This window comes from Lysinibacillus sp. Bpr_S20, from assembly GCF_023337835.1.
In the GTDB taxonomy this organism is placed as follows: Bacteria; Bacillota; Bacilli; order Bacillales_A; family Planococcaceae; genus Lysinibacillus.
In genome coordinates this window covers 19,181-42,091 of sequence record NZ_JALNLQ010000019.1, presented here as the reverse complement: position 1 = coordinate 42,091, position 22,911 = coordinate 19,181, and the positions used below count along the sequence as shown (strand labels likewise).

The window sequence follows — 22,911 nt, the reverse complement described above, 5'->3', positions numbered from 1 at the left end:
TTGTCCACGACTTTGGCCTTCTATCCACGACTCTGGCTCTTCTATCCACGACTTTAGCTCTTCTATCCACGACTCTGGCTTTTGTCCGCGACTTTAGCTCTTCTATCCACGACTCTGGCTTTTGTCCACGACTTCGGCTCTTCTATCCACGATTCCGATGATTCTAAACGTCATTCGACTCTTTTTACAATGCAAGAACGCAAAAAAACTGCCCAACATTTCGTTTTGGACAGTCTTTGCATCCTATTTTAATCTTCTTTTTCGATTAGTGCTGCTAATGCTGTAACCGCTTGCTCGGCATCGTTACCATCGCCACTAAGTACAACTTCTGTTCCTTTGGCAATGGCTAAACTCATAACGCCCATAATGGATTTAGCGTTTACTTTTTTCTCGTCTTTTTCCAGAAAGATATCTGCGCTAAAACGATTTGCTTCTTGCACAAATAGTGCTGCTTGTCTAGCTTGTAGTCCTAATTTTAATTTTACATGGACTCTTCTCTCGGTCATTCTTAAAACTCCCCTTTACTACCGTTCATCTGTTATTTTTATCTTACCTTACTTACTAGCAAAAGAACAATACGCGATTAGGTATCACATTCATACCTGAAAAGTATGAAAATTTAACCACCAATTTTTTCTCCGCTTCTTAATGCATCAGCAATTTCATCGATTTTCCGTAATCGATGATTGACACCCGATTTACTAACCGTTCCGCTTGAGACCATTTCACCAAGTTCTTTTAGTGTTACATCTTGGTATTCTACTCGTAATCGTGCAATTTCACGAAGTTTTTCTGGTAATTGATCTAGACCTATTGAATTTTCAATAAATCGGATATTCTCTACTTGACGTAATGCTGCGCCTATTGTTTTATTCAAGTTCGCTGTTTCACAGTTGACAATGCGGTTGACACTATTTCTCATGTCTCGTAATATGCGAACATCTTCGAATTTCATCATTGCTTGATGAGCACCAACAATATTAAGGAAGTCAGAAATTTTCTCCGCTTCTTTTAAATAGGTGACAAAGCCTTTTTTTCGTTCAATTGTTTTTGCATTTAGCTCAAATTCATTCATTAAATCCATTAAAGCCTCGCCATGCTCTTTATACAATGAATAAATTTCTAAATGGTAGGCTGATGTTTCTGGATTGTTGACAGAGCCTCCAGCTAAAAATGCGCCTCGTAAATACGCTCTTTTTTGTCCACCCTTTTTAATGAGCTTCCGAGAAATAGTATGATTAAATTGAAAGTCGTCTGAGATGATTTCTAAATCAATTAGTAGCTCACGCGCACCTTCTCTTACGCGGCAAATGTATACGTTATTTTTTTTCAAACGCATTTTTTTTCTTACAAGTAACTCTACATTATACGGATAAAGCTTCTTCATAATCGTATAGAGTCTTCTTGCGATTGCAGCGTTTTCAGTTTGTACGTCTAAGCTTAACTGTTTATTCGCAAAGGATAATGAACCATTCATACGAATTAGGGCAGATACTTCTGCTTTCATACAATGATTGTCCGCTTCTATTTGCGTTAATTCTTTTTTCGTTTCAGAAGCAAAAGACATATCACGCCCTCCTTTCAACCTTTTGTTCTATGTATATGTTCATCTTATCATATACAATAAGCGCTTTATAATTCACTAACTTTTTGTCCGTAGATATTTGCGTAGTCTACAAGCCATTTAGCAACGTTTGTAGCATTATGACGAACCGTCCCATCTGGGCGAATCGTGGCAATATCTCGTTTAATAACCTCTAAGCCCATACTTTCCAGTTTTGCAACGTCAAATGTTACTGGCTCAGCACACTCTTCCTTATAAAGCTCTTTTACAGGATGAGGAAGTTTTACATCATTCACCAATATAGAGTCAATGAAGGAGTCTCCAACATGCTTATATAAAGCTTTAACATGATCGCCTGCTGTATAGGAAATGGTTTCACCTTTTTGAGTCATCAAATTACAAACATAAATTTTTCTTCCTTTCGCCTTCACAACGGCTTCCCCAATTTCTTTTACAAGAAGGTTTGGAATAATGCTTGTATATAAACTTCCTGGACCAATTAAAATATAGTCAGCTCGATTGATTGCTCGAATAGCCTCTGGTAGCGGTTGCACGTTTTCAGGCACTAAAAAAACCCGATTAATTGGTTTTTTAGCCTTTGGAATTTTAGATTCCCCTTCAATGATTGAACCGTCCTCAAGCTCAGCGTGTAAATTTATCTTTTTATTAGCAGCTGGTATGACGCGACCATGAACCTTTAAAACTTTTCCCATCTCACTAATAGCATGGTTAAAATCCCCGGTAATATCAGTTAATGCAGTCAGCATTAAATTACCTAATGAATGTCCACGTAAATCTTCGGATGCTGAAAATCGGTATTGAAACATTTGCTCTACAAGCGGCTCAACATCCGATAACGCCGCGATCACATTACGGACATCACCAGGTGGTGGAATATCATAGTCATCTCGTAAGCGTCCTGAAGAACCACCATCATCTGCTACTGTCACAATGGCAGTAATATCAAATGGGTGGTGCTTGAGCCCACGTAGTAACGTAGAAAGCCCTGTACCACCACCAATTACAACAAGCTTTGTTCGCTTCTTTCCCATTCACTCAATCCTTTCTACGATTGATGTCACGATGCGTAATAACAGTGTTTTCCTTTCCAGCTAAATAGGCTCCAAAATACTCTGTTAATGTTACCGAACGATGCTGTCCTCCAGTACATCCAAAAGCAATGACAAGTTGTGATTTACCCTCTTGTCTATAGAGCGGAATCATAAATTCAAACAAATCCGTTAGTTTTTGGATAAGTGTTTGCGTATCCTCAAGTGCCAGAACATAAGAAGATACCTCCGTTTGTAGGCCCGTTTTATGGCGTAACTCCTCCACATAATATGGATTTTTTAAAAAACGGACATCAAAAACTAAGTCAGCATCTATTGGCATACCATGCTTAAATCCAAAGGACATGATATTTACTGTGAAAATATTATCAGCATCACTGGCAAATTCTTTAGCAATTTTTTCACGTAGCTCTTTAGGCTTCATATTAGATGTATTGTAGACAGATTTAGCGCGACCTTTTACTTCCGATAAAAGCTTACGTTCTTGTTTAATGCCATCTAACGGCAAACCATTTACAGCCAATGGATGTGCGCGTCTTGTTTCTTTATAACGTCTAACTAAAGTTGCATCATCTGCATCTAAAAATAATATCCGAGCAACAATATCGCCTTCTTTAAGAATATGATCGAGGGCACCGATAAGAGAATCAAAAAAGTTGCCACCACGCATATCCATGACAGCTGCTATACGTGTAATATTTTTACCCGAATCCCTTAGTAAGGTTAAAAATGTTGTGAGTAACGCTGGTGGTAAATTATCAATACAGTAATACCCTAAATCCTCAAAGCTTTGAATAGCTACTGTTTTCCCAGCTCCAGACATTCCTGTAATAATAACCAATTCATGTTTACCTTTTAGGCCTTCAACCACCACTGTCATGCAGCTCCTTTATTGTTCAATTGATATTTGTATTTTCTCATGAAGTAATTCAAAATCAGTTGTGTATTCAAATGTACCGTACTGAATGCCTGATTGTGAGATAGCAAATTGTAAGTTTGTACGATCACCTTCAGCCATTGGCAAATGTTCCAAATCCTCTACAGGGTGCCATGCAAGTTTGCCTTCTCTCGTTTCTTTAAACGGTACTCCTTCTATATCCTTTGCAACAAATGTATAAAGCATCCATTCGTCCACTACCTCATTATTTTCTTTCATAACCATCGTATAAACACCCTTTAAATGAGCATTTATTGGCGTGACATTTGTTTCTTCTTTAAACTCACGTACTGCAGCCTCATAAATCGATTCACCGCGCTCCATTTTACCGCCAGGAGCTACGTACCAGCCACGTCTCGGCTTCTGAAGTAAAAGCACTTGACCATCTTTTACGGCTATTAAATTTGCGATTCTTTGCATAGGCACACCTCTAATCTCATTTACATTCTACCTTTTATTATAGCAAGACCAAACAGGGTTTGTCCTCATTTCTAAACTTTAGGTGCATGGCAATTTTAACTTCATCGATACATGTAGGAGACAAGTTTTTTTAACCTTTACACAAAGATATGAAACTCCGCCAGAAAAAATCAAAATTTCCGTACACAACAAAAATAGGTTGCTCCACCTTATTTGGCGGAAACAACCTACTCAACAAAATAAAAGGGGGATTGCTAATTACACTCTTTATATTACACCTTTTATATGTCATTCAAGTTACAACTATATTAAGACCGTATTAAAATTGTATTTTTTTCCTTAAAATAATGATTATGGGTACTTCTCCATAACGTGTGGTTGATTTCCGTTCCGATTGGGCGCTTTCCTGGGGGCGTCCGATGAGCCGCTTCGCTTCGCTGCAGGGTCTCATCTGTGACGCTAATCCCCAAGGAGTCGCCCAGTCTCCACTCCAATCAACTTATATAAATGTCATCCACAATGTTTTGGGTACTTTACTAAAATATTTACTTGACTACACATTACACTCTGGGAGGAGACTACCCTTATCAACATTGACTTTAAGCGTTAATTTTTTCTAATAATTCTTCCACATAGTGCTGTACTGCTTGTGCTGCAATACTTCCGTCACCTGTCGCTGTAACGATTTGACGAAGTGATTTTTCACGTACATCTCCAGCAGCGAAGATTCCTGGTACTGTTGTTTCCATATTATCATTTGTCAAAATATAACCAGCATCGTTTAAAATACCCAGAGATTCAAATGGTTTTGTTAATGGCAGCATACCAATGTATACGAATACGCCATCAGTAGCAAAATCAGATTCTGTACCATCTACCGTTGATTGTAATGTTACACTTCCAACTTTACCATTCGCCTCATTAATTTCTTTGACTGTTGCATTCCAAATGAAATCAATTTTTTCATTAGCAAAGGCACGATCTTGGAGAATTTTTTGTGCACGTAATTTATCACGACGGTGCACAATTGTTACTTTATCAGCAAAGCGAGTTAAATAAACGCCTTCTTCAACAGCAGAATCCCCGCCACCTACGACAACAAGATTTTTTTGCTTGAAGAATGCACCGTCACATACTGCACAATAGCTGACACCACGGCCACCAAGTTCTTTTTCGCCAGGCACGCCCATTTTTTTATATTCTGCACCTGTAGAAAGAATAATAGCTCGTGTTTTATATTCTTTAGTACCTGAAATAATTGTTTTATATTCCTCACCATCAATAATTTCAGTTACATCGCCATACGCATACTCTGCACCAAATTTTTTAGCGTGATCGAACATTTTTGTCGATAGCTCAGGCCCTAAAATTGTATCGAATCCTGGATAGTTTTCTACTTCTTCTGTATTTGCCATTTGTCCGCCAGGAATCCCACGTTCAATCATTAAAGTTGAAAGGTTGGCACGCGATGTGTAAACAGCCGCAGTCATACCAGCAGGACCTGCACCAATTATTACAACATCATAAATTTTTTCTTCTGACATAAATACTTCCCCCTAAACCGATTTTTTACTTTTTTATAATAACTTTAGTATGTTCATCGTATGTGAAAGTAAAAAGTTATTCAACTATGTTGCTCACGGTCTAATTATTTGGTAAAAACATTAAAATTTCTTCAATATACTTCGATAAAGTTGATACTGATACTCCGTATTGTTGAGCTATTTCCTTTTTTGTCACCTTGAGCATCCGGGAAGAACGAAATAAATAATCATTTGCTCCTGCAATAGCTGCTGGATTTGTAAAACGATAATTATTCATTAATGCTTGCTCACAAAGCACAAACCACATTTGGAACATTGGTGCAATTAATGTAGTAAGCTTCCCATACTGTTCTAGTAAAATTTCTGGTACACTTACTGCTCGTATAAAGCTAGCCTCCACTTTATTTTTCATATCAAATTGATGTCCTAGTGCATATGCGAGGAATAGCTTTTCATACGCATTAAATTGGTCAACGTCTATCCATTTTGGATGCGCAATAATTTCCTGTTTATGTGCTGTACAGCTTAGTAAAAATAAACCAAATATGCGTTCACTTGTATAATCGCTCTCTAGCTTTTCCACAATATAATCACGGTCGTGTTCTAATGCATCTAGTGAATAATTGTTGTTTTCTTCTTGACGCCAAGGCTCAAAGCCTTCTTTATCGGGATCTTGCTCAAGTAATTGTTCCCATGCACTCTTAGAAATTTCTTCATGTCCTGAGAAATAAGCTGCATGTGATAACCAAAAGTAAAAGCCGGCATCACCTACGTAGCCTCTTTTCTGCATGCTACGTAACCATTTAAATGCTAAATCATATTGTCCAACGAGCGCTAATGTTGCACCCAGTTTGTAGCGATGTTCCCATAAGTATGGTTGAATTTTCACAAGTACTTCTAAAAGGTCCTGTAAATCTTCTTCATTTTTTTCATAGTACGCGATAACCGTTAAATTACATAGTGCATGTAAATTACCTTTATTTTCACGTAATACCGTGTTTAGAAGCGCCTTTGCCTGTTCTGCTTCTCCCACATAGAAATAAGCAAGGGCTAAGTTGTTATGAGCTGACCAAAAATCAGGTCTATCTTCTATTAAGTCTTCTAGCATTTTAATAGCTTCAGGGAAATCTCCCTTTTCCATACTACGTCTCGCCTGTTCCTGCCGATATAAATCTTCTGCAGAACCTTCAAGCTCCTCAAAATCATCTTGCTCAATATCAACAAACTCTAATATTTCAGTAGCTTCATCTGCATAAACACCTTCTGGCTCTATTTGTAAATATTGCTCTGCAAAGCGTTTAGCATCGTGTATGATGCCGACACATCCTGAAACCTCTGCCATATAAAAAATAATTTCTGGATTGTCTTTATCTATCTGATAGGCATGACGAAGAAGATCATACGCTTCCTCGAAACGTTGACCCTCTAACTCTATGATCGCTAATTGTAATAAAATCATTGGATCATCAGGGCTTAAATCCACTGCTCGCTGTAAATATTTATAGGCTTTATTCATTTGTCCACTATTCATTGCTTGAATTGATTTTTTATAATAATAGTCGCCTGTTGGAATGAACGACACTATATTCGTTTGATTCTCTTTTTGACGTTTCTTTTCCAAAATATTTCCTCCGAAACAAGAAATAAGGAACGTATGATACGTTCCTTTTCACAGTAACTTCTATTATACCATACAATAAGCAATATGCCGTTATTTCTCCTCATGACGTTTTTCCAACACATGTAACACGTCATAAACACTTACTTTTTGCTCTTGTAGCAACACTAGTAGATGATAAATTAAATCGGCAGCCTCCCATTTTACTTCTTCGGCATCACGATTTTTTGCACCTATGACAACTTCCGTTGCTTCTTCTCCAACTTTTTTACAAATTTTATCGATTCCTTTATCGAACAAATATGTAGTATACGCCCCTTCTGGCATTTCTTGCTCACGCTTTTCAATGACCTTTACGAGTTTAGAAATAATCTCAACAGATCCTACCTTGGCATTTTGCTGTATGATGTCCGTGAAACAAGAAGTTGTTCCATTATGACAAGCCGGACCAGCAGGAATTACTTCGATCACTAATGCGTCACTGTCACAATCAGCCTTGATTGATATCACTTTTTGTGTATGACCACTTGTTGCCCCTTTGTGCCAGAGCTCTTGACGTGAACGTGAGAAGAACCATGTTTCACCCGATTCAAGTGTTTTTTCTAGAGATTCTTTATTCATATATGCAACTGTTAGTACTTCTTTTGTATTAGCATCTTGTACCACCGCAGTGACAAGACCTTTTTCATCAAATTTAATGCTGTCTATCATCTTACTGCCACTCCTTTTTCGCGTAAGTACTCTTTTACTTGTGCAACGCTCGTTTCTTTGTAATGGAAGATGGATGCGGCAAGTGCTGCATCTGCATCGATATCTTCAGCTAATACTTCGTAAAAATGTTGTGCATTTCCTGCACCACCACTCGCAATAACAGGAACTGTCACAGCCTCTCTTACAGCTTTTGTTAGGGTTAAATCAAAACCGGATTTCTCTCCGTCTTGATTCATACTTGTTAATAAAATTTCACCGGCACCTAGGCGAACCGCTTCTTTCGCCCACTCAGTTGCTCGCCATGTTGTTTTCTTTCGACCACCATGCGTATAAACCATCCACGTAGCATCTTCTTCGCTATAGCGGGCATCAATAGCTACAACAATACATTGTGCTCCAAAAAAGTCAGAACCTTCTTTAATGAGCTCTGGTCTCTCTAGAGCAGAAGTATTCACTGATACTTTATCGGCACCGGCACGTAAAATACGTTTCATATCATCTAATGTACGAATTCCACCGCCTACTGTGAATGGAATGGCTAATGTTGCTGCCGTTTGCCGTACGACATCAACCATCGTTTCACGGCCTTCATGCGATGCCGAGATATCTAGAAATACAAGCTCATCTGCCCCCTGCTCATCATAAAACTTAGCAAGCTCAACTGGGTCACCTGCATCACGTAATGACACAAACTGTACACCTTTGACAACTCGTCCCTCTTTCACATCAAGACATGGAATAATGCGCTTTGTTAACACGATGCCACCCCCTTCAACCATTGCTCTAATAAATGCACACCAAGTTGACCAGACTTTTCGGGATGGAACTGCATGCCCGTAATAGAGCCATTTGCCACAATGCCAGGAACCTTTATACCATGATAATCCGCATAAGCGATGAGCTCCCTTTCATCGATATCAGTTGCATAAAATGAGTGTACGAAATAAACATGCTTTGCGGTTACTTCACCATTTAACCAAGAAGGATACTTTGTCATGACAAGCTCATTCCATCCCATATGCGGCACCCGATACTTGCGCCCAGCATTGTCACCATTAAATCGTTTGATGCTTCCTTTAAAAAAGCCCAAACCCTTCGTTGGAGAAACTTCTTCACTTTGCTCAAATAATAATTGCATGCCTAAGCAAATTCCGAGAAGTGGCCGATTTTCAGCTTTCACCTTGTGCAAATATCGATCTAACTCCGTTTCAGCTAAACGTTTGATAGCATCTGGAAATGCTCCAACACCAGGAAGCAATAGTGCATCTGTTGTATCTAGCACTGTCTCGTTAGCCGTCACCACAACCTCACAGCCAAGTCGTTTTAATGCCTGTTCAACACTAAATAAATTCCCCATTCCATAATCAATAACACCTATTTTCACGTTAACAGCCCCTTAGTCGATGGTACACCTTTCACACGCGGATCCATTTCCACTGCTGCGTCAATGGCACGTGCCAACGCCTTAAAAATAGCTTCAATTATATGATGTGTATTATGGCCATAAGGTACGATGACATGGACATTCATTCGAGCCTCTAGTGCAAACTTCCATAAAAATTCATGCACTAATTCCGTATCAAAGCTACCGACCTTTTCCTTCAACTGTGGCACACGATATTCTAAGTGCGGACGATTCGAGCAATCCACAACGACCTGTGCAAGTGCATCATCCATTGGCACAAATGCTGTACCGTACCGCTTTATTCCTTTTTTGTCACCAAGCGCTTCCCGAATAGCTTGGCCTAATACAATTCCGAGGTCTTCTGTTGTATGATGGTCGTCGATATACGTATCACCATTCGCTTCAATCGTCCCATCAAAAAGCCCGTGTTTAATAAATAGGTCAAGCATATGATCCATAAAGCCAACACCTGTTTTAATAGTTGCCTTCCCTTCACCATCTAAATCGATAGCTACCGAAATTTGAGTTTCATTTGTCGTACGTTCAACTTTTGCATATCGTTTCTTTTCAGTCATTATGACTACTCCTTTTCCCATCCACGCGATTCGACTGCACGCGCATGACCCTCTAAGCCTTCCATACGTGCTAGACGTGCAATTTTCGGTGCATTTTCTGCCCAAGTTTTTTCACTATAATAAACAACGCTCGATTTTTTCACAAAATCATCGACATTTAAGCCACTTGCAAAGCGTGCCGTACTATTCGTTGGCAGCACATGATTTGTCCCAGCAAAGTAATCACCAACTGGTTCAGAGCTATAACGACCGATGAAAATCCCCCCAGCATGTCGTACTTGCTCAGCTATAGCCTCAGCATTTTTTGTGACAATTTCTAAATGCTCTGGTGCTAGCGAATTAATGGCATCTATGGCATCAGCCATTGTTTCAGCCACATAAATGGCACCAAAGTTTTCAATTGATGCACGCGCTACTTCTTCACGTGGTAAAGTCGTTAATTGCTTCTCTACTTCATCGGCTACTTTTATAGCTAATTGCTTTGAAGTCGTTATTAACATGGCACAGGCCAATTTATCGTGCTCAGCCTGTGATAGAAGGTCTGCCGCGATTTCATCAGCAAATGCTGTGTCGTCTGCTAACACTGCTATTTCACTTGGGCCTGCAATCATATCAATCGCTACCTCACCAAATACTTCACGCTTCGCTAATGCTACAAAGATATTTCCTGGACCTGTAATTTTATCAACTGGAGAAATTGTCTCTGTGCCATAAGCAAGAGACGCGATGGCCTGAGCTCCACCGATTTTATATATTTCTTCTACTCCTAAAATATGTGCTGCAGCAAGTACACCTGGAGGTAATTTTCCATCGCGGCCTGCTGGGGATGTCATAACAATGCGTTTGACACCAGCAACTTGTGCAGGAATAACGTTCATCAAGACCGAAGATGGGTATGCTGCTGTACCACCAGGAACATAAAGGCCTACTGCATCAAGTGCAGTAATTCGTTGCCCAAGCCATGAGCCATCTTTAAGCTCTAAGCGATAACCTGAACGCTTTTGCTGTTCGTGGTAAAAGCGGACATTTTGGGCAGCCTCTGTTAGATCAGCATAGAGCTGTGGATCGATTGAATTTGCGCCCTCTTCTATTTCTTCCTTCGTTACGCGTAACTGGTCTGGGGCAAAGCCATCCCATTTTTCTGTATAAAAACGGACAGCCGCGTCACCTTGTGTCCGAACGTCTGCTAATACTTGACGCACAACCTTTAACTGTTCTTCATTTCCCCCTTCAAGTACTCGTTTCAAGGAAATACCTTTTTCTAGCTTCGTTATTTTCATAGGTTTAATCTCCTTTAAGCCTCTTCCAATAGTAGATATTTTTATTTAACACATCTTTTTAAACGTTTCACGAGGTCGATAATACGGTCACTCTTCATGCGATAGCTTACGGGGTTGGCAATCAATCTGGACGATACGTCTGTAATAAATTCATACTCCACTAAGCCATTTTCTTTCAGTGTCCGACCTGTTGAAACAATATCGACAATTCGATCTGCTAAGTCAATCATAGGCGCCAATTCAATCGATCCATTTAGCTCAATAATTTCAACCTGCTCCCCAATACCCTTATAATATTTCATGGCGATATTCGGATATTTCGTCGCTATTCTTGGTGCAATTTCATTCATCGTCGTATTAGGTAAGCCTGCAGATGCGATATAACAGGTACTTATTTTTAAATCTAGTAATTCATGTACTTCTCGTTGCTGCTCTAATAAAACATCCTTCCCAGCAATACCAATATCCGCTACACCGTGCTCTACATATACAGGAACATCCATTGGTTTCGCTAATATAAAGCGAATTTTCTCTTCTGGAATTTCAAGCATTAATTTACGGGACATTTCGACTTCTTCTGGTAAATTAAAGCCAGCTTCTAAAAGCATCTGATATGCCTCGTCAAAAATACGCCCCTTCGGCATAGCAATCGTTAATTCATTCACCGTCAACGTCCTCCTGTCCCACAACAACTACTTCTGTAAAGTGTGCTAAAAAAGTTGCTTCATCTACTAGGCTACTCTTTAGCTGTAAGGTAACCTGTTTACCAGTTGCTCGTAGCTTCTGTACCTTTGCAAGAGCCGCTTCAAATTGTTCTTCCTCAAATAGCACGACTGTAGCTTCTTGTCGTTCATCGGATAGCCCATCAAGCGTTTCTAATAGGCGATCAACGCGAATACTAAATCCTGTTGCACCAACTTCTGAACCAAACACCTCTAGCAATCCGTCATAGCGTCCCCCATTACCTAATGGAAAACCACTGCCGGTTGCAAACACTTCAAATAACATGCCTGTGTAATAGCTCATGTGACTAGAAAGTGTAAAATCAAAGGCTACATAATCTGCTAAGTTAGCAGTTTCAAGCAATTTAGCGAGCTGTTGCATATATTCTAATGCGTCGTTTTTCCGCACGTATTTTTCAATATCTTGAATTTCTTTTACATTCATCGCTTCTTCAATAAATTGCAATAATGCATCGGATTTCGTTTTAGGCAAATCAAATGATGCTACCGCTTCTTCAAACCCTACATAATTGCGTTGCACAAGGAGTGCCCGGAGTATATTCTGCTGTTCAACGCTTTCGGTATAATCTTGTAAAATACAATGTAATATACCTGCATGACCGATCGTCACTTTAAATTGCTCTACGCCAAATTGCTTTAATAACTCCATTGCTGTCACAATAACCTCAGCATCAGCAAATACAGAATTGTCACCAATTAACTCGATCCCCATCTGGTCAAATTCTGCTGGGCGCCCACCTTCTGCTTCCTGTGCGCGAAAAACACTAGCAAAATAAGCCAGGCGTATCGGAATCATCTCTTTTAATAATTTGGATGTTGCGACACGTGCAATCGGTGTTGTCATATCAGGTCGTAGTACTAACGTGTTGCCTTGGCCATCCACTAATTTAAATAAATGCGCATTGGCTATCGCTGATGCTTTACCGACTGTATCAAAATACTCTACTGCAGGCGTTTTAATAAATTCATAGCCTCTTCGACATAAAAAATCTCGCCCTGTATTTCTTACAGCCTCTACTTTTTCAAATATTTGCGGAAATGTATCGCGCATTCCAAGTGGTTTCTCAAACATTTTAATCGACGACATTTTGACACTTCCTTACGTTGTACTTTAGTTCACTAGAGTATTAGAGAATTAGATTATGAAAGAATTTTAACTCACTTTCCCTTTCTAGTCAATGCAACTCTAGTAAGTTATCAAATAATTTCAATACTGATTATTCTGTTAATTATACTCGAAAATAAATAAATTGGAACTTTATTCAGCAAGGCAAACCTTGCACTATGTGGTGCTTTTGAAAAACTATATCACTAGAATTGAATAAAGTATGACTCTCCGGCAAAACGAGGGTTGATTTCCGTTCCGACTGGGCGCTTTCCTGGGGGCGTCCGATGAGCCGCTTCACTCGCGTTGCTCGCTCCAGGGTCTCATCTGTGACGCTGATCCCCAAGGAGTCGCCCATTCTCCACTACAATCAACCTCTTCACATAACATGTATCATTTATAGTGATAAAATGGTACTTCAACATGACTCTACAAAAGCAAATCCGCAGCGACAGAGGTTTTTTGTAGCGAAAGCGAAGCGACAAGTGTCACCACAGGAAAGCTATTAACTTCCATGACCACAAAAAACACTGTGCAAAGCCTGCACAGTGTAGGTATTTTTATTTTTTTGGCGTGCACCATTCTACTACTTCATTGCGTTTGCGCTCTGCCATTTGTTCGGCTGTATAAATAATTTGCATAGGATTACCGCCTGCTAGGCAGCCAGCTGGTACATCCTTATGAACAAGGGTAGCAGCTGACACTATCGCACCGTCACCTATCGTAACACCTGGAAGGATCGTTGAATTGGCACCAACCATCACTTCATTGCCAATATGAACATCTCCTAGACGATACTCCTCTATTAAATATTCATGCGCCAAAATAGTCGTATTGAAGCCTATAACGGTATTATCACCGATATAAATACGTTCTGGAAACATTGTATCTGGCATCACCATTAAAGCTAAAGAGGTTTTTTCACCAATCTCCATTTTTAACAAAGTTCGATACAACCAGTTTTTCACACGTAAAAACGGTGTGAAGCGTCCAATTTGAATGACAACGAAACACTTCATCACCTTCCAAAAGGACACCGTATCATAAATATTCCAAAGCGAGTTTGCTCCTTCGACACGGTAGCGTTCTGTTTTACGTGCCATTACCTTACCCCGCTTTCACAATGTCAAATAAATCCGTCATATGATGCAACATATATTCCGGCTTGAATTGCTGTAAGTATTCCTCACCTTTAAATGCCCATGCGACACCAGCCGCTCTAACTCCAGCATTGTGTCCTGCCTCAATATCGTGAGAATTATCACCAATCATAATGGCGTCTTCCTTATTTACACCAAGGCGTTCAAGAGCAAGCAAAACTGGCTCTGGATTTGGCTTTACATTTTTCACATCATCCGTGCCAATACGGATATCAAATAGATGACTTGCCCCTAGCACAGATAGACCACGGTCAATCATCGCATTACGCTTTGTAGAGACAATCGCTAATTTAATACCCATATCCTTTAATTGCTCTAAAGTGGAAACAACATCGGGATATTGAGTGACAAGCTCATCGTGATGTAATTCATTATATTCGCGATATTTAGCCACCATTGCATCCTCTTCACCAGGAGCAATGTCACTAAATGTCTGTTTTAAGGATGGTCCAAGGAATTTCAGGCAATCTTTTGGCGAATATTGCCCGGGAAATCGTTCGTTTAAAACGTGCATAAATGTTTGAATGATTAAATCATTTGTATTGAGTAATGTGCCATCAAAATCAAATAGTAATGCCTTTATAGCCATGCTATGCACCCCTTATTTATTATCTAAATACTTTACTGCAGGTTTCTCTTTTATACGTCGGTAAATAATTGCACCAAGACCTACTACAATACCTATTATTGAAACAACCTGAGCTGAGCGTAAATCCCCTACTAAATATAGGCTATCCGTACGCAGGCCTTCTATATAGAAGCGACCGATTGAATACCAAATTAAATAGCTGAAGAATATTTCGCCACGATTTAAATTTACTTTGCGTAAGACTAATAAAATAATTAGCCCAATGAAGTTCCAGACGGATTCATATAAAAAAGTAGGATGTACGTATGATCCTAATTCTTCAATATACATTTGATTAATAATCCAATCTGGAAGCATTAGATGTTCCAAAAACTCACGTGATACTGGACCACCATAAGCCTCCTGGTTCATAAAATTGCCCCATCGACCAATTATTTGTCCAATTAAAATACTCGGTGCCGCAATATCCGCTACTCGTAAAAAGCTTATATTTCTTCTACGAGTGAATATGTAAGCTGTTAAAAATGCACCAATCAGAGCACCGTGTATAGCAATGCCGCCATTCCAAATTTCAATAATCTTCCCTGGATTTTCACTATAATAATCCCAACGCATTGAAACATAGTAAATACGAGCACATATTATAGATATAGGAACAGCCCATAGTAATAGATCTGCAAGAAAATCCTCTGGTAAGCCTCTCTTTACAGCCTCTCTTTGTCCTACAATATAAGCTAGAATAATACCCGATACAATAAGTAACCCGTACCAACGTACAGGAATAGGTCCTAAATGGAAAGCAATCGGATTAATGTCTAATAATAATAAATCCATCTTAAGCTCCTCTCAAATTCATGTATTACATTTGTTAATGAATCCTAATCAATTATGCCTTAGCATAATTGCGTCCGGAATCGACTTTGTGCTTACCGAAAGCGTAGCGACAAGTACGGATGCTTGGACACCCGTTACAAGAAGTTAAAAACGATTAGTCGTCCAACTCATCTGTTGAGGAGATGACTTCATCTAATCGTCTAGAAAACTCCTCGGCTGCGTTAACACCCATCTTCTTTAAACGATAATTCATTGCTGCTACTTCAATAATAACAGACACATTTCGTCCAGGTCTTACAGGAATCGTTAGCTTTGTTAATTCCGTATCAATGATTTTCATTTTTTCTTCCTCTAAGCCTAGACGATCATATACTTTATCTGGATCCCATATCTCCAATTCGATAATCAATGTAATACGTTTGTATGGACGTACCGCACTTGCTCCGAAGAGTGTCATAATATCGATAATACCAATACCTCGAATTTCGAGTAAATGTTCTAAAAGAGGCGGTGGACTCCCAATTAAAAAGTTCTCGGATTCCTGACGGATCTCTACACAATCATCAGCCACTAAGCGATGCCCCTTCTTGACTAGCTCAAGTGCTGTTTCACTTTTCCCTACACCACTCTTGCCGATAATTAGTATACCGATGCCGTATACATCAACTAAAACTCCGTGAGCAGCAGTCATTGGTGCTAAACGACCTTCTAAATAGTTTGTAAGCCTACTCGAAAATTTCGTTGTTGTCATGTGCGTTTTAAATACAGGTACATGTTTTTCATTGGACGCCTGTATAAGTTCCTTAGGTACCTCTAAATCACGAGAAATAATAATAGCTGGTGTATCCTGTGAGCAAAGAAGACGCATGCGCTCCAGTTTCACATTGGCAGGCAGCATTTCAAAAAAAGAAAGTTCTGTTTTTCCTAGCAATTGTACTCGATTTGCAGGATAATGCGTAAAATACCCCGCCATTTCGAGCCCTGGTCTTGAAATATCACTAGTGACAATCGTTCTTCCTATGCCTTCCTCACCAGCTAATAGTTCTAACTTAAATTTCTCCATAACGTCTCTTGTTAATACTACGACCAATGTTTAGTAGCCTCCATTCAATGGAATTGAATATGTTTTGTCCTGCGTTAACTAGCGATCAGCATAATGATTGCAGTTTCACCTTATTTTAGCATGTCTATGTATAAAAGAAATGAATTTACACTCTGTCTGCCTGGCTAAAATATTCTACAAAATATAAAAAAACTAGCGGTTCTCCAGCCCGCTAGTTTCATGATTGTTTATTTTTGAGTAGCTAACCATTTGGCAACCGCTTCTGCATCTGCACCTTTGACAACCCCAGCAGGCATTGTACCTTTACCATTTTCAATAACATTTAAAATTTCTGCCTCTGTCATACGAGAGCCTACATCGCTAATCTTTGGTGCATTATTTTGACCTTGTAGCTCACCACCATGGCAAGTAATACAAGATTTCATAGCAATTGTTTCACCATCTGAAGCAGTAGTTTTTGTACCTGTTGTCGTTTTACCTCCACCACAAGCAGCTAAAAAGATTGCTGAACCAATCGCTACTGTTAACATTGCCTTTTTCATTAGGGCCCCTCCTAAAAGTAAATAAGTTCTTTCCCTGTCATTATACCAAAATTACGCACGCTTGAAACCTTCTCCCAACACCTCATAAGCATTAGAAACGATAACAAACGCTGATGGGTCAACGCTTTTAATGAGTTGTTTCAGCTTTGTGAACTCTGTTTGATAAACAACAACCATTAATACTGGTCGTGTTTCCCTTGTATAGCCACCTATAGCAGGCAACTTTGTCACGCCTCGATTGATCTCAGCATAAATGGCATCACGTACTTCATCTTGTTTCAGCGTAATAATATAAACCATTTTAGACTGGCTAAAGCCGAGCTGAATAATATCAATCGTTTTTGTAGTGACATAAAGTCCGATTAGGGCATATAACCCTTTCTCTAAGTCAAAAACAATTGCTGCACTAATTGCGATAATCCCATCAATTAAAAGTACACTTGTACCAAGCGATATTCCAGTATACTTTGTAATTATTTGCGCTAGTAAATCAGTGCCACCAGTAGAAGCATTCCCCTTAAAGACAAGTCCTATTCCTAAACCGACCACAATTCCCCCAAAAAGCGCTCCGAGTAAAGGATTATCTGTCCAAGGCCCCCAACTATTCGTTAGTAATACAATAAGCGGTAATGTGACTGTTCCAATAAATGATTTAATTCCAAACTTTTTCCCAAGAAATAATACACCTGCTATAAATAGTGGAATATTGAATGCATATTGTATAAATCCTGGATTCCAACCAAAAATACCGTGTAAAATTGTACTAATTCCGCTTACTCCACCTGAAGCTACTTGATTTGGCAATAAAAATACATTGAAGCCGATTGCAATAATTGCTGCTCCTATTATGACGTACACATACTCTACAATGCTTTCCCTTACACCATGAATTTGATTCATTTCCCCCACGCCCACTCCAACTATCAGAATTTTTTGAAGACCAGATGATTATAGCAAATAGTTTTCGCATTGAGAACTTCACCATGATGAAGGAAAAGGAAACATGTCCTTATATAATTTGCCTTATGTATTACACTTATGACAATTAATATAAAAGCACAAAAAATAAGCACCTTAAAGAGAGTTTTTTAGATAGCTTATTTCTATTTTATACGTTGCAGATGACACTTTGTTAAAACATATGTCATGTGGATTAGTTGATTGTAGTGGAGACTGGGCGACTCCTTGGGGATCAGCGAGAGTGGAACGAAGGCTAAAAGCATCACATCCTGTGATAACGCCTTCGTGACCAACATCGGTGCTGTTGCTGTCGCTACGCTTTCGCACAAACAAAACCCTCTGCTGCCGCTACGTTAGCACTACGCTTTCGCGCAAAAAACATCTGTTGGCCCGAGACCCTGCAGCGAGCATCGCGAGTGAAGTGGCTCATCGGACGCCCCCAGGAAGCTCTGCTCTGCGCGAAAGCGAAGCGGCAGCGGCAATGTTTTATCTGTGCGAAAGCGAAGCGGCAGCAACAAAGCACCCAGTCGGAACGGAAATCAACCCTACACTATGATTTACCCTTGTTTTTATAAAGATTTTTCTGCCCACTCCATTGCTTCATTGTAAAAAAGATCAATTTTTGTTAAATCAATATTGAGCTGAGGAGCTAAATCTTCTAAAGTAGACCAATCTAACTTACCTAACGCAATACTGAATTCCAAATAAGGTGTCATTTCAGTTTGCTTCCCTAAAATCGTTGATGTTATGTCTTCTGAAAAAGGTAACTGCTGTAAAATAACGTTCAGCGGTCTTTGCAACAAAGTATCTATTAATGAAAACATCCCAACTAAAAAATATTCAGAGAAGTTTTTCTTATAGGATAGCTTAGCCAGTTTTTCACATACTTTCGCTCTAAATAAAGAAGTACGCATGACTTCTTTAAAAAGATCATTATCCGCATTTTTATCCATTTCTCGCATTGCCAATAAATAAATCCACTTACGTAAATTTGAAACGCCTAGTAATATAATCGCTTGTTTTATGGAACGAACCTTTGATTTAGATCGTCGCTCTGAATTATTAACCATTTGCAATAATTTATACGTTAAAGAAATATCACGCTCAATATTATCAGCTAATAACTGTATATTAGGCTCCTCTTCTTTTAACAGCGTAATAATATATAAATATTGAATAGTATTAGCAGGTATCTCGGTTCCTGTAATGATTTGAGGCTGTTCAAAAAAATATCCTTGAAATAATTCATAGCCAGAATGCTTTGCCACTTCAAATTGCTGTCGTGTTTCTACCTTCTCAGCTAGTAATTTTATATGCGGGAAATTTTCTTTCACTTTATTTTCAATTTCCATGCGCTCTAGTAATGGTGACAATAAAAAATCAACTTTTATATAATCAACATAAGGAAATAACTCATCATAAACTTGTACCTTATCATCCAAAATAAAATCATCTAAGGCAATTTTAAAACCATATGATTTTAGCTCTATGACTCTCTCGACTAAATGAGTTGTAATAGGAACATCCTCTAAAATCTCAATAACAACTAGCGATGGATTTAAATATTCGTTTAAGGGACTCATCAGCAAGTTTTCTGTAAAATTAACAAAACTAGGTTTACCTTTTGTTACCTCTTCAATGCCGATTGAAAGAAATGAGTTTACTAGTACATCGATTGTTGCAGCATCTGAATCGACCATCGGAAAAGCATTCACGTTTTTGCTACGATATAATAATTCATACGCTACGACTTGTTCATGAAGGTTAAAAATAGGCTGTCTCCCGATAAATACTTCCATTTCGTCCCCCCCTTTCTCCATATTCTAGTAAATAATATTATAGCACCTTTCAATACTCTCTGCTTACCATTCAAATAACTGTCAAAAGTCTCCTACCATTAATGAAAATCAATACCTAAAACTCCAAATGGCTCAAACTCATTTTCCTTTTCCAGAGAGACTTTTTCGATTTTACTTATCCTCCCCATATAATATTTCCAAAATAATCATTTGTTATTGACATTTACCAATTTACATCATATAGTACATTACAACACTAATGCACTATGTTACACAGAAATGAAAGGAGGTTTTTCGATGCACGTTCATCTAGATGGTACAGCACCAATTTATATTCAAATTGCTGAATGGCTACAGCACGAAATCATTGCCGACCGATTACAAACAGACGAGAAGGTCTATTCACAATACCAGTTAGCTGAAATATTCAATATTAATCCTGCTACAGCTGGTAAAGGACTGACAATTTTACTGGAAGAGCAACTTTTATATAAAAAACGGGGGTTAGGGATGTTTGTCGCTTCGGATGCAAAAGAGCGAATTTTACTGAAACGTCGAAATGAAATATTGACGAAAATGGCACAAGAGATCGTATTAGAGGCAAAACGTTTACTTGTATCTGATGAAGAATTGCTAGTGCTTATTCGAAAAACTCAGGAGGGATTGGCATGAATATTATTCAATGTGAGGAATTATCTAAAAGCTTCGGACGTCGTCATGCACTACAGCGTATCACCTGCGCTCTGGATGCAGAGAAAATTATCGGTATTATTGGTCGTAATGGGGCTGGAAAGTCGACATTACTTAATATATTTGCCGGCTATTTAAAACCTACAAATGGATCATGCAGAGTGTTTAATGAGAATCCTTTTAACAATATTCATACTGCTAGCAACATGATTTTTATCGATGATCAATTAAGCTTCTCTAATTACTTGTCGCTCGAAGATATTCTAAAGATGGGGGCTAATTTTTATCCTAATTGGCAAAATGAGTTGGCCTATCGCATGCTCGATTATGCAGGTATAGATCTCACATTAAAGCATCAACAACTATCTAAGGGGCAATCGGCAACCTTTAACCTTGTTTACGGATTAGTAAGTCGATGTGCACTAACGATTTTGGATGAACCGATGAATGGCATGGACGAAGTGATTCGTACGGATTTTTACAGAGCGATTCTTAAGGAGTACCTAGCCTTTCCACGAACATTTTTAATTTCTAGTCACCATTTGCAAGAGATGGAAACTATTTTAGAAGAAATTTTATTAATAGATGAAGGTACAGTTATAGCCCATGCACCATTGGATGAATTTAAGGAACAGCTCGTATTACTAAACGGGCCAAGTGAAGCACTTGCTGAACTGCTCTCTGAGATGGAAGTTTACACTCAAAAAACGGTGACAGGAACGACCTCAGCCATAGTAAATGCTCGTAAACTATTCGTCTCTGAAGAAATACTTCGAACAAAGGGCATTACGGTATCATCCCTTACAGCAAGTGAAGTCTGCAAATATTTAACAAGTAAAAAAGGACGTGATATTGATGCAATCTTTGACTAATATTTCACTGAATACAATTGTAAAAAAACAGGTGAAATGGAAAGCACAATTATATATTTCCGCCCTTAGCTCCCTAGTTATTTCACAAATTATCTTTGGTGTTTTAACATCTAGCACTGGGAGTGGGTCTTCTGGTCATGGTGGCGGAAATATAAGTGTCCAATTCTCTGATTATTCACTTGATATTTTTCTTATTGTTTCAGTAATTTGGGCATTTATTGTAGGACTTCTCTTTACAACAAAAGCCTATCGTATGGATGATTTATCCGTTATTTCTAGCCGGACATCAAGCGCCATTGCAAATATCTTTGTCATGATTATTTACAGTTTTATGGCAGTCATCATTATAGTTTCGTCTTACTATTTACAAGTATTAGGAGTTTCGTTTATGGAGAAGAAATTTTTCGTCATAGAAAGTCTATTTATTTCACCATCAACATTAATAGTATGTTTCAGTAGCATCTGTTTATTTGGCGCAATTGGCTTACTATTTGGTACCAGCTTCAAGGGGCCCGTAGTCGTAAAAATATTTGTACTCATGTTTATGTTTTTAGCCCTCCTATTCATTTTTATGTCACCAGGGTCTATTAACCTTATGCCATTTATAATGTTACCAAATCTTATGATGAGTGTTCTTAATTTGCTTGTGGCTACACTTTGCTTCAGCCTCACTATTTGGATTGCTAATAAATCGGAGGTGTCTCGCAAATGACAATCGCGCCCTTTTTCTTTTTATTTATTCCATTACTATTCTTAGTTGTTGTTTTTCTAATATTAAATAAATTAGGTGAAAGAACTAAAAATATTTGGACACCTAAGCGTACTATGATTGGCATTACTTGCTATATCATACTTGGATTTACAGCCTTCCTTTATAGTAGTTTTTTTTCAGAATCAACAATACCAGTACTCTCCCCTTCTGAAATTAAACAAGCTGAGAAAAAGTTTGAGCGAATCCAAAAATATGATCAAGAATACAATTCTTCCTATTTAAAAGAGGGCAACAAAAAGAAAACATGGAAAATTAACTTTGAAGGCAATACATTACCTGTTGTTATAAATGATGACAATTATTCAAGCTTGAAAGTTCGACAGCGTTATAATGACACTATTGAACCAGGGAAAGCTCTTGTAACCTATTATCAATTTCCTGACATTGTAGAAGGGATTGATCTTTCAGACGAAGTACCATTACCTAACGTATACGTAGCACAAAACAAGCTATTCATTGAATTTCTTTCTGAACAAGAAGTACATTATTATCGTATAAAAGCAACATTAGATATCTTAGATTTTAATCGAGAGATAGAACACAAACCTTATGGAAGGTACGATTCCTATTCTAGTGTCTTAGTTATTGACATACCAAGAAGTACAGAGTTAGAAGATTCTCAAGGCCTTGTGCAATATATAGAATAGTGAACAATGGA

At 38.5% G+C, this 22,911-nt stretch carries 26 protein-coding genes; 4 read left to right on the top strand and 22 right to left on the bottom strand.

Translation table 11 applies throughout. The annotated features are described in order from the left end of the window. Positions 1-248: 248 nt before the first annotated feature. The 22 genes from MWJ95_RS23910 to MWJ95_RS23805 form a co-directional block, all read right to left on the bottom strand. Positions 249-506, bottom strand: coding sequence for an HPr family phosphocarrier protein (locus MWJ95_RS23910; RefSeq protein ID WP_053485816.1), 258 nt, complete (start codon positions 504-506; stop codon positions 249-251). 113 nt (positions 507-619) lie between these two features. Next, on the bottom strand, positions 620-1,567 hold the full coding sequence (whiA, locus tag MWJ95_RS23905; RefSeq protein ID WP_249076198.1) for a DNA-binding protein WhiA: 948 nt from the start codon (positions 1,565-1,567) through the stop codon (positions 620-622). Between the two features lie 65 nt (positions 1,568-1,632). Then, positions 1,633-2,616 carry a gluconeogenesis factor YvcK family protein gene (locus MWJ95_RS23900; protein WP_249076199.1) on the bottom strand — a complete coding sequence of 328 codons (984 nt, stop codon included), beginning with the start codon at positions 2,614-2,616 and terminating at the stop codon, positions 1,633-1,635. Positions 2,617-2,620: 4 nt separating this feature from the next. After that, entirely contained in the window at positions 2,621-3,514 is an 894-nt protein-coding gene (gene rapZ, locus MWJ95_RS23895; RefSeq protein ID WP_249107360.1) for an RNase adapter RapZ, read from the bottom strand. Between the two features lie 9 nt (positions 3,515-3,523). Beyond that, a complete protein-coding gene (locus MWJ95_RS23890; RefSeq protein WP_249076201.1) occupies positions 3,524-3,991 on the bottom strand; it encodes an 8-oxo-dGTP diphosphatase in 468 nt (155 codons plus the stop codon). Positions 3,992-4,590: 599 nt separating this feature from the next. Further along, complete coding sequence (trxB, locus tag MWJ95_RS23885) at positions 4,591-5,535, bottom strand: thioredoxin-disulfide reductase (RefSeq protein WP_249107359.1); 945 nt, start codon at positions 5,533-5,535, stop codon at positions 4,591-4,593. Positions 5,536-5,635: 100 nt separating this feature from the next. Next, entirely contained in the window at positions 5,636-7,156 is a 1,521-nt protein-coding gene (locus tag MWJ95_RS23880) for a tetratricopeptide repeat protein (RefSeq protein ID WP_249076203.1), read from the bottom strand. A gap of 90 nt (positions 7,157-7,246) precedes the next feature. Then, positions 7,247-7,864 (bottom strand): bifunctional phosphoribosyl-AMP cyclohydrolase/phosphoribosyl-ATP diphosphatase HisIE, encoded by a 618-nt coding sequence (gene hisIE, locus MWJ95_RS23875; RefSeq protein ID WP_249076204.1) that lies wholly within the window; start codon positions 7,862-7,864, stop codon positions 7,247-7,249. Then, complete coding sequence (gene hisF, locus MWJ95_RS23870) at positions 7,861-8,622, bottom strand: imidazole glycerol phosphate synthase subunit HisF (protein WP_249107358.1); 762 nt, start codon at positions 8,620-8,622, stop codon at positions 7,861-7,863. The genes hisIE and hisF overlap by 4 nt, the downstream gene beginning before the upstream one ends. After that, positions 8,616-9,248 (bottom strand): imidazole glycerol phosphate synthase subunit HisH, encoded by a 633-nt coding sequence (gene hisH, locus MWJ95_RS23865; protein WP_249076206.1) that lies wholly within the window; start codon positions 9,246-9,248, stop codon positions 8,616-8,618. The genes hisF and hisH overlap by 7 nt, the downstream gene beginning before the upstream one ends. Continuing rightward, entirely contained in the window at positions 9,245-9,844 is a 600-nt protein-coding gene (gene hisB / locus MWJ95_RS23860; RefSeq protein ID WP_249107357.1) for an imidazoleglycerol-phosphate dehydratase HisB, read from the bottom strand. The genes hisH and hisB overlap by 4 nt, the downstream gene beginning before the upstream one ends. A gap of 5 nt (positions 9,845-9,849) precedes the next feature. Next, positions 9,850-11,124, bottom strand: coding sequence for a histidinol dehydrogenase (gene hisD / locus MWJ95_RS23855; protein ID WP_249076208.1), 1,275 nt, complete (start codon positions 11,122-11,124; stop codon positions 9,850-9,852). Between the two features lie 41 nt (positions 11,125-11,165). Beyond that, positions 11,166-11,789 (bottom strand): ATP phosphoribosyltransferase, encoded by a 624-nt coding sequence (gene hisG, locus MWJ95_RS23850; RefSeq protein ID WP_249076209.1) that lies wholly within the window; start codon positions 11,787-11,789, stop codon positions 11,166-11,168. Beyond that, entirely contained in the window at positions 11,782-12,954 is a 1,173-nt protein-coding gene (locus MWJ95_RS23845; RefSeq protein WP_249076210.1) for an ATP phosphoribosyltransferase regulatory subunit, read from the bottom strand. Before MWJ95_RS23845 ends, hisG begins: the two co-directional genes overlap by 8 nt. A 578-nt stretch (positions 12,955-13,532) precedes the next feature. Beyond that, positions 13,533-14,075, bottom strand: a complete 543-nt coding sequence (locus MWJ95_RS23840) for an acyltransferase (RefSeq protein WP_249076211.1) — start codon at positions 14,073-14,075, stop codon at positions 13,533-13,535. A 4-nt stretch (positions 14,076-14,079) separates the two neighbouring features. After that, complete coding sequence (gene ppaX / locus MWJ95_RS23835) at positions 14,080-14,721, bottom strand: pyrophosphatase PpaX (RefSeq protein ID WP_249076212.1); 642 nt, start codon at positions 14,719-14,721, stop codon at positions 14,080-14,082. Positions 14,722-14,733: 12 nt separating this feature from the next. Then, the gene (gene lgt / locus MWJ95_RS23830) at positions 14,734-15,555 is read right to left on the bottom strand and encodes a prolipoprotein diacylglyceryl transferase (protein ID WP_249076213.1); all 822 of its coding nucleotides are present in this window, start codon (positions 15,553-15,555) and stop codon (positions 14,734-14,736) included. A gap of 154 nt (positions 15,556-15,709) precedes the next feature. After that, positions 15,710-16,645: an HPr(Ser) kinase/phosphatase gene (gene hprK, locus MWJ95_RS23825; protein ID WP_249076214.1), complete on the bottom strand. Its 936-nt coding sequence runs from the start codon at positions 16,643-16,645 to the stop codon at positions 15,710-15,712. A 200-nt stretch (positions 16,646-16,845) separates the two neighbouring features. Continuing rightward, complete coding sequence (cccB, locus tag MWJ95_RS23820) at positions 16,846-17,160, bottom strand: cytochrome c551 (protein WP_249076215.1); 315 nt, start codon at positions 17,158-17,160, stop codon at positions 16,846-16,848. Positions 17,161-17,211: 51 nt separating this feature from the next. Continuing rightward, positions 17,212-18,060: a YitT family protein gene (locus MWJ95_RS23815; RefSeq protein WP_249076216.1), complete on the bottom strand. Its 849-nt coding sequence runs from the start codon at positions 18,058-18,060 to the stop codon at positions 17,212-17,214. A 174-nt stretch (positions 18,061-18,234) separates the two neighbouring features. Next, positions 18,235-18,447: a hypothetical protein gene (locus tag MWJ95_RS23810; protein WP_249107356.1), complete on the bottom strand. Its 213-nt coding sequence runs from the start codon at positions 18,445-18,447 to the stop codon at positions 18,235-18,237. A gap of 242 nt (positions 18,448-18,689) precedes the next feature. After that, positions 18,690-19,919, bottom strand: a complete 1,230-nt coding sequence (locus MWJ95_RS23805; protein ID WP_249107355.1) for an EAL and HDOD domain-containing protein — start codon at positions 19,917-19,919, stop codon at positions 18,690-18,692. 297 nt (positions 19,920-20,216) lie between these two features. Here MWJ95_RS23805 and MWJ95_RS23800 point away from each other — a divergent pair, with 297 nt between their 5' ends. The 4 genes from MWJ95_RS23800 to MWJ95_RS23785 are packed head-to-tail and all read left to right on the top strand — an operon-like array spanning position 20,217 to position 22,900. Then, positions 20,217-20,591, top strand: coding sequence for a GntR family transcriptional regulator (locus tag MWJ95_RS23800; protein WP_249076218.1), 375 nt, complete (start codon positions 20,217-20,219; stop codon positions 20,589-20,591). Further along, positions 20,588-21,481 carry an ATP-binding cassette domain-containing protein gene (locus tag MWJ95_RS23795; RefSeq protein ID WP_249107354.1) on the top strand — a complete coding sequence of 298 codons (894 nt, stop codon included), beginning with the start codon at positions 20,588-20,590 and terminating at the stop codon, positions 21,479-21,481. Before MWJ95_RS23800 ends, MWJ95_RS23795 begins: the two co-directional genes overlap by 4 nt. Then, positions 21,465-22,193: a hypothetical protein gene (locus tag MWJ95_RS23790; RefSeq protein ID WP_249107353.1), complete on the top strand. Its 729-nt coding sequence runs from the start codon at positions 21,465-21,467 to the stop codon at positions 22,191-22,193. The genes MWJ95_RS23795 and MWJ95_RS23790 overlap by 17 nt, the downstream gene beginning before the upstream one ends. Next, the gene (locus tag MWJ95_RS23785) at positions 22,190-22,900 is read left to right on the top strand and encodes a hypothetical protein (protein ID WP_249107352.1); all 711 of its coding nucleotides are present in this window, start codon (positions 22,190-22,192) and stop codon (positions 22,898-22,900) included. Before MWJ95_RS23790 ends, MWJ95_RS23785 begins: the two co-directional genes overlap by 4 nt. Positions 22,901-22,911: the final 11 nt, after the last annotated feature.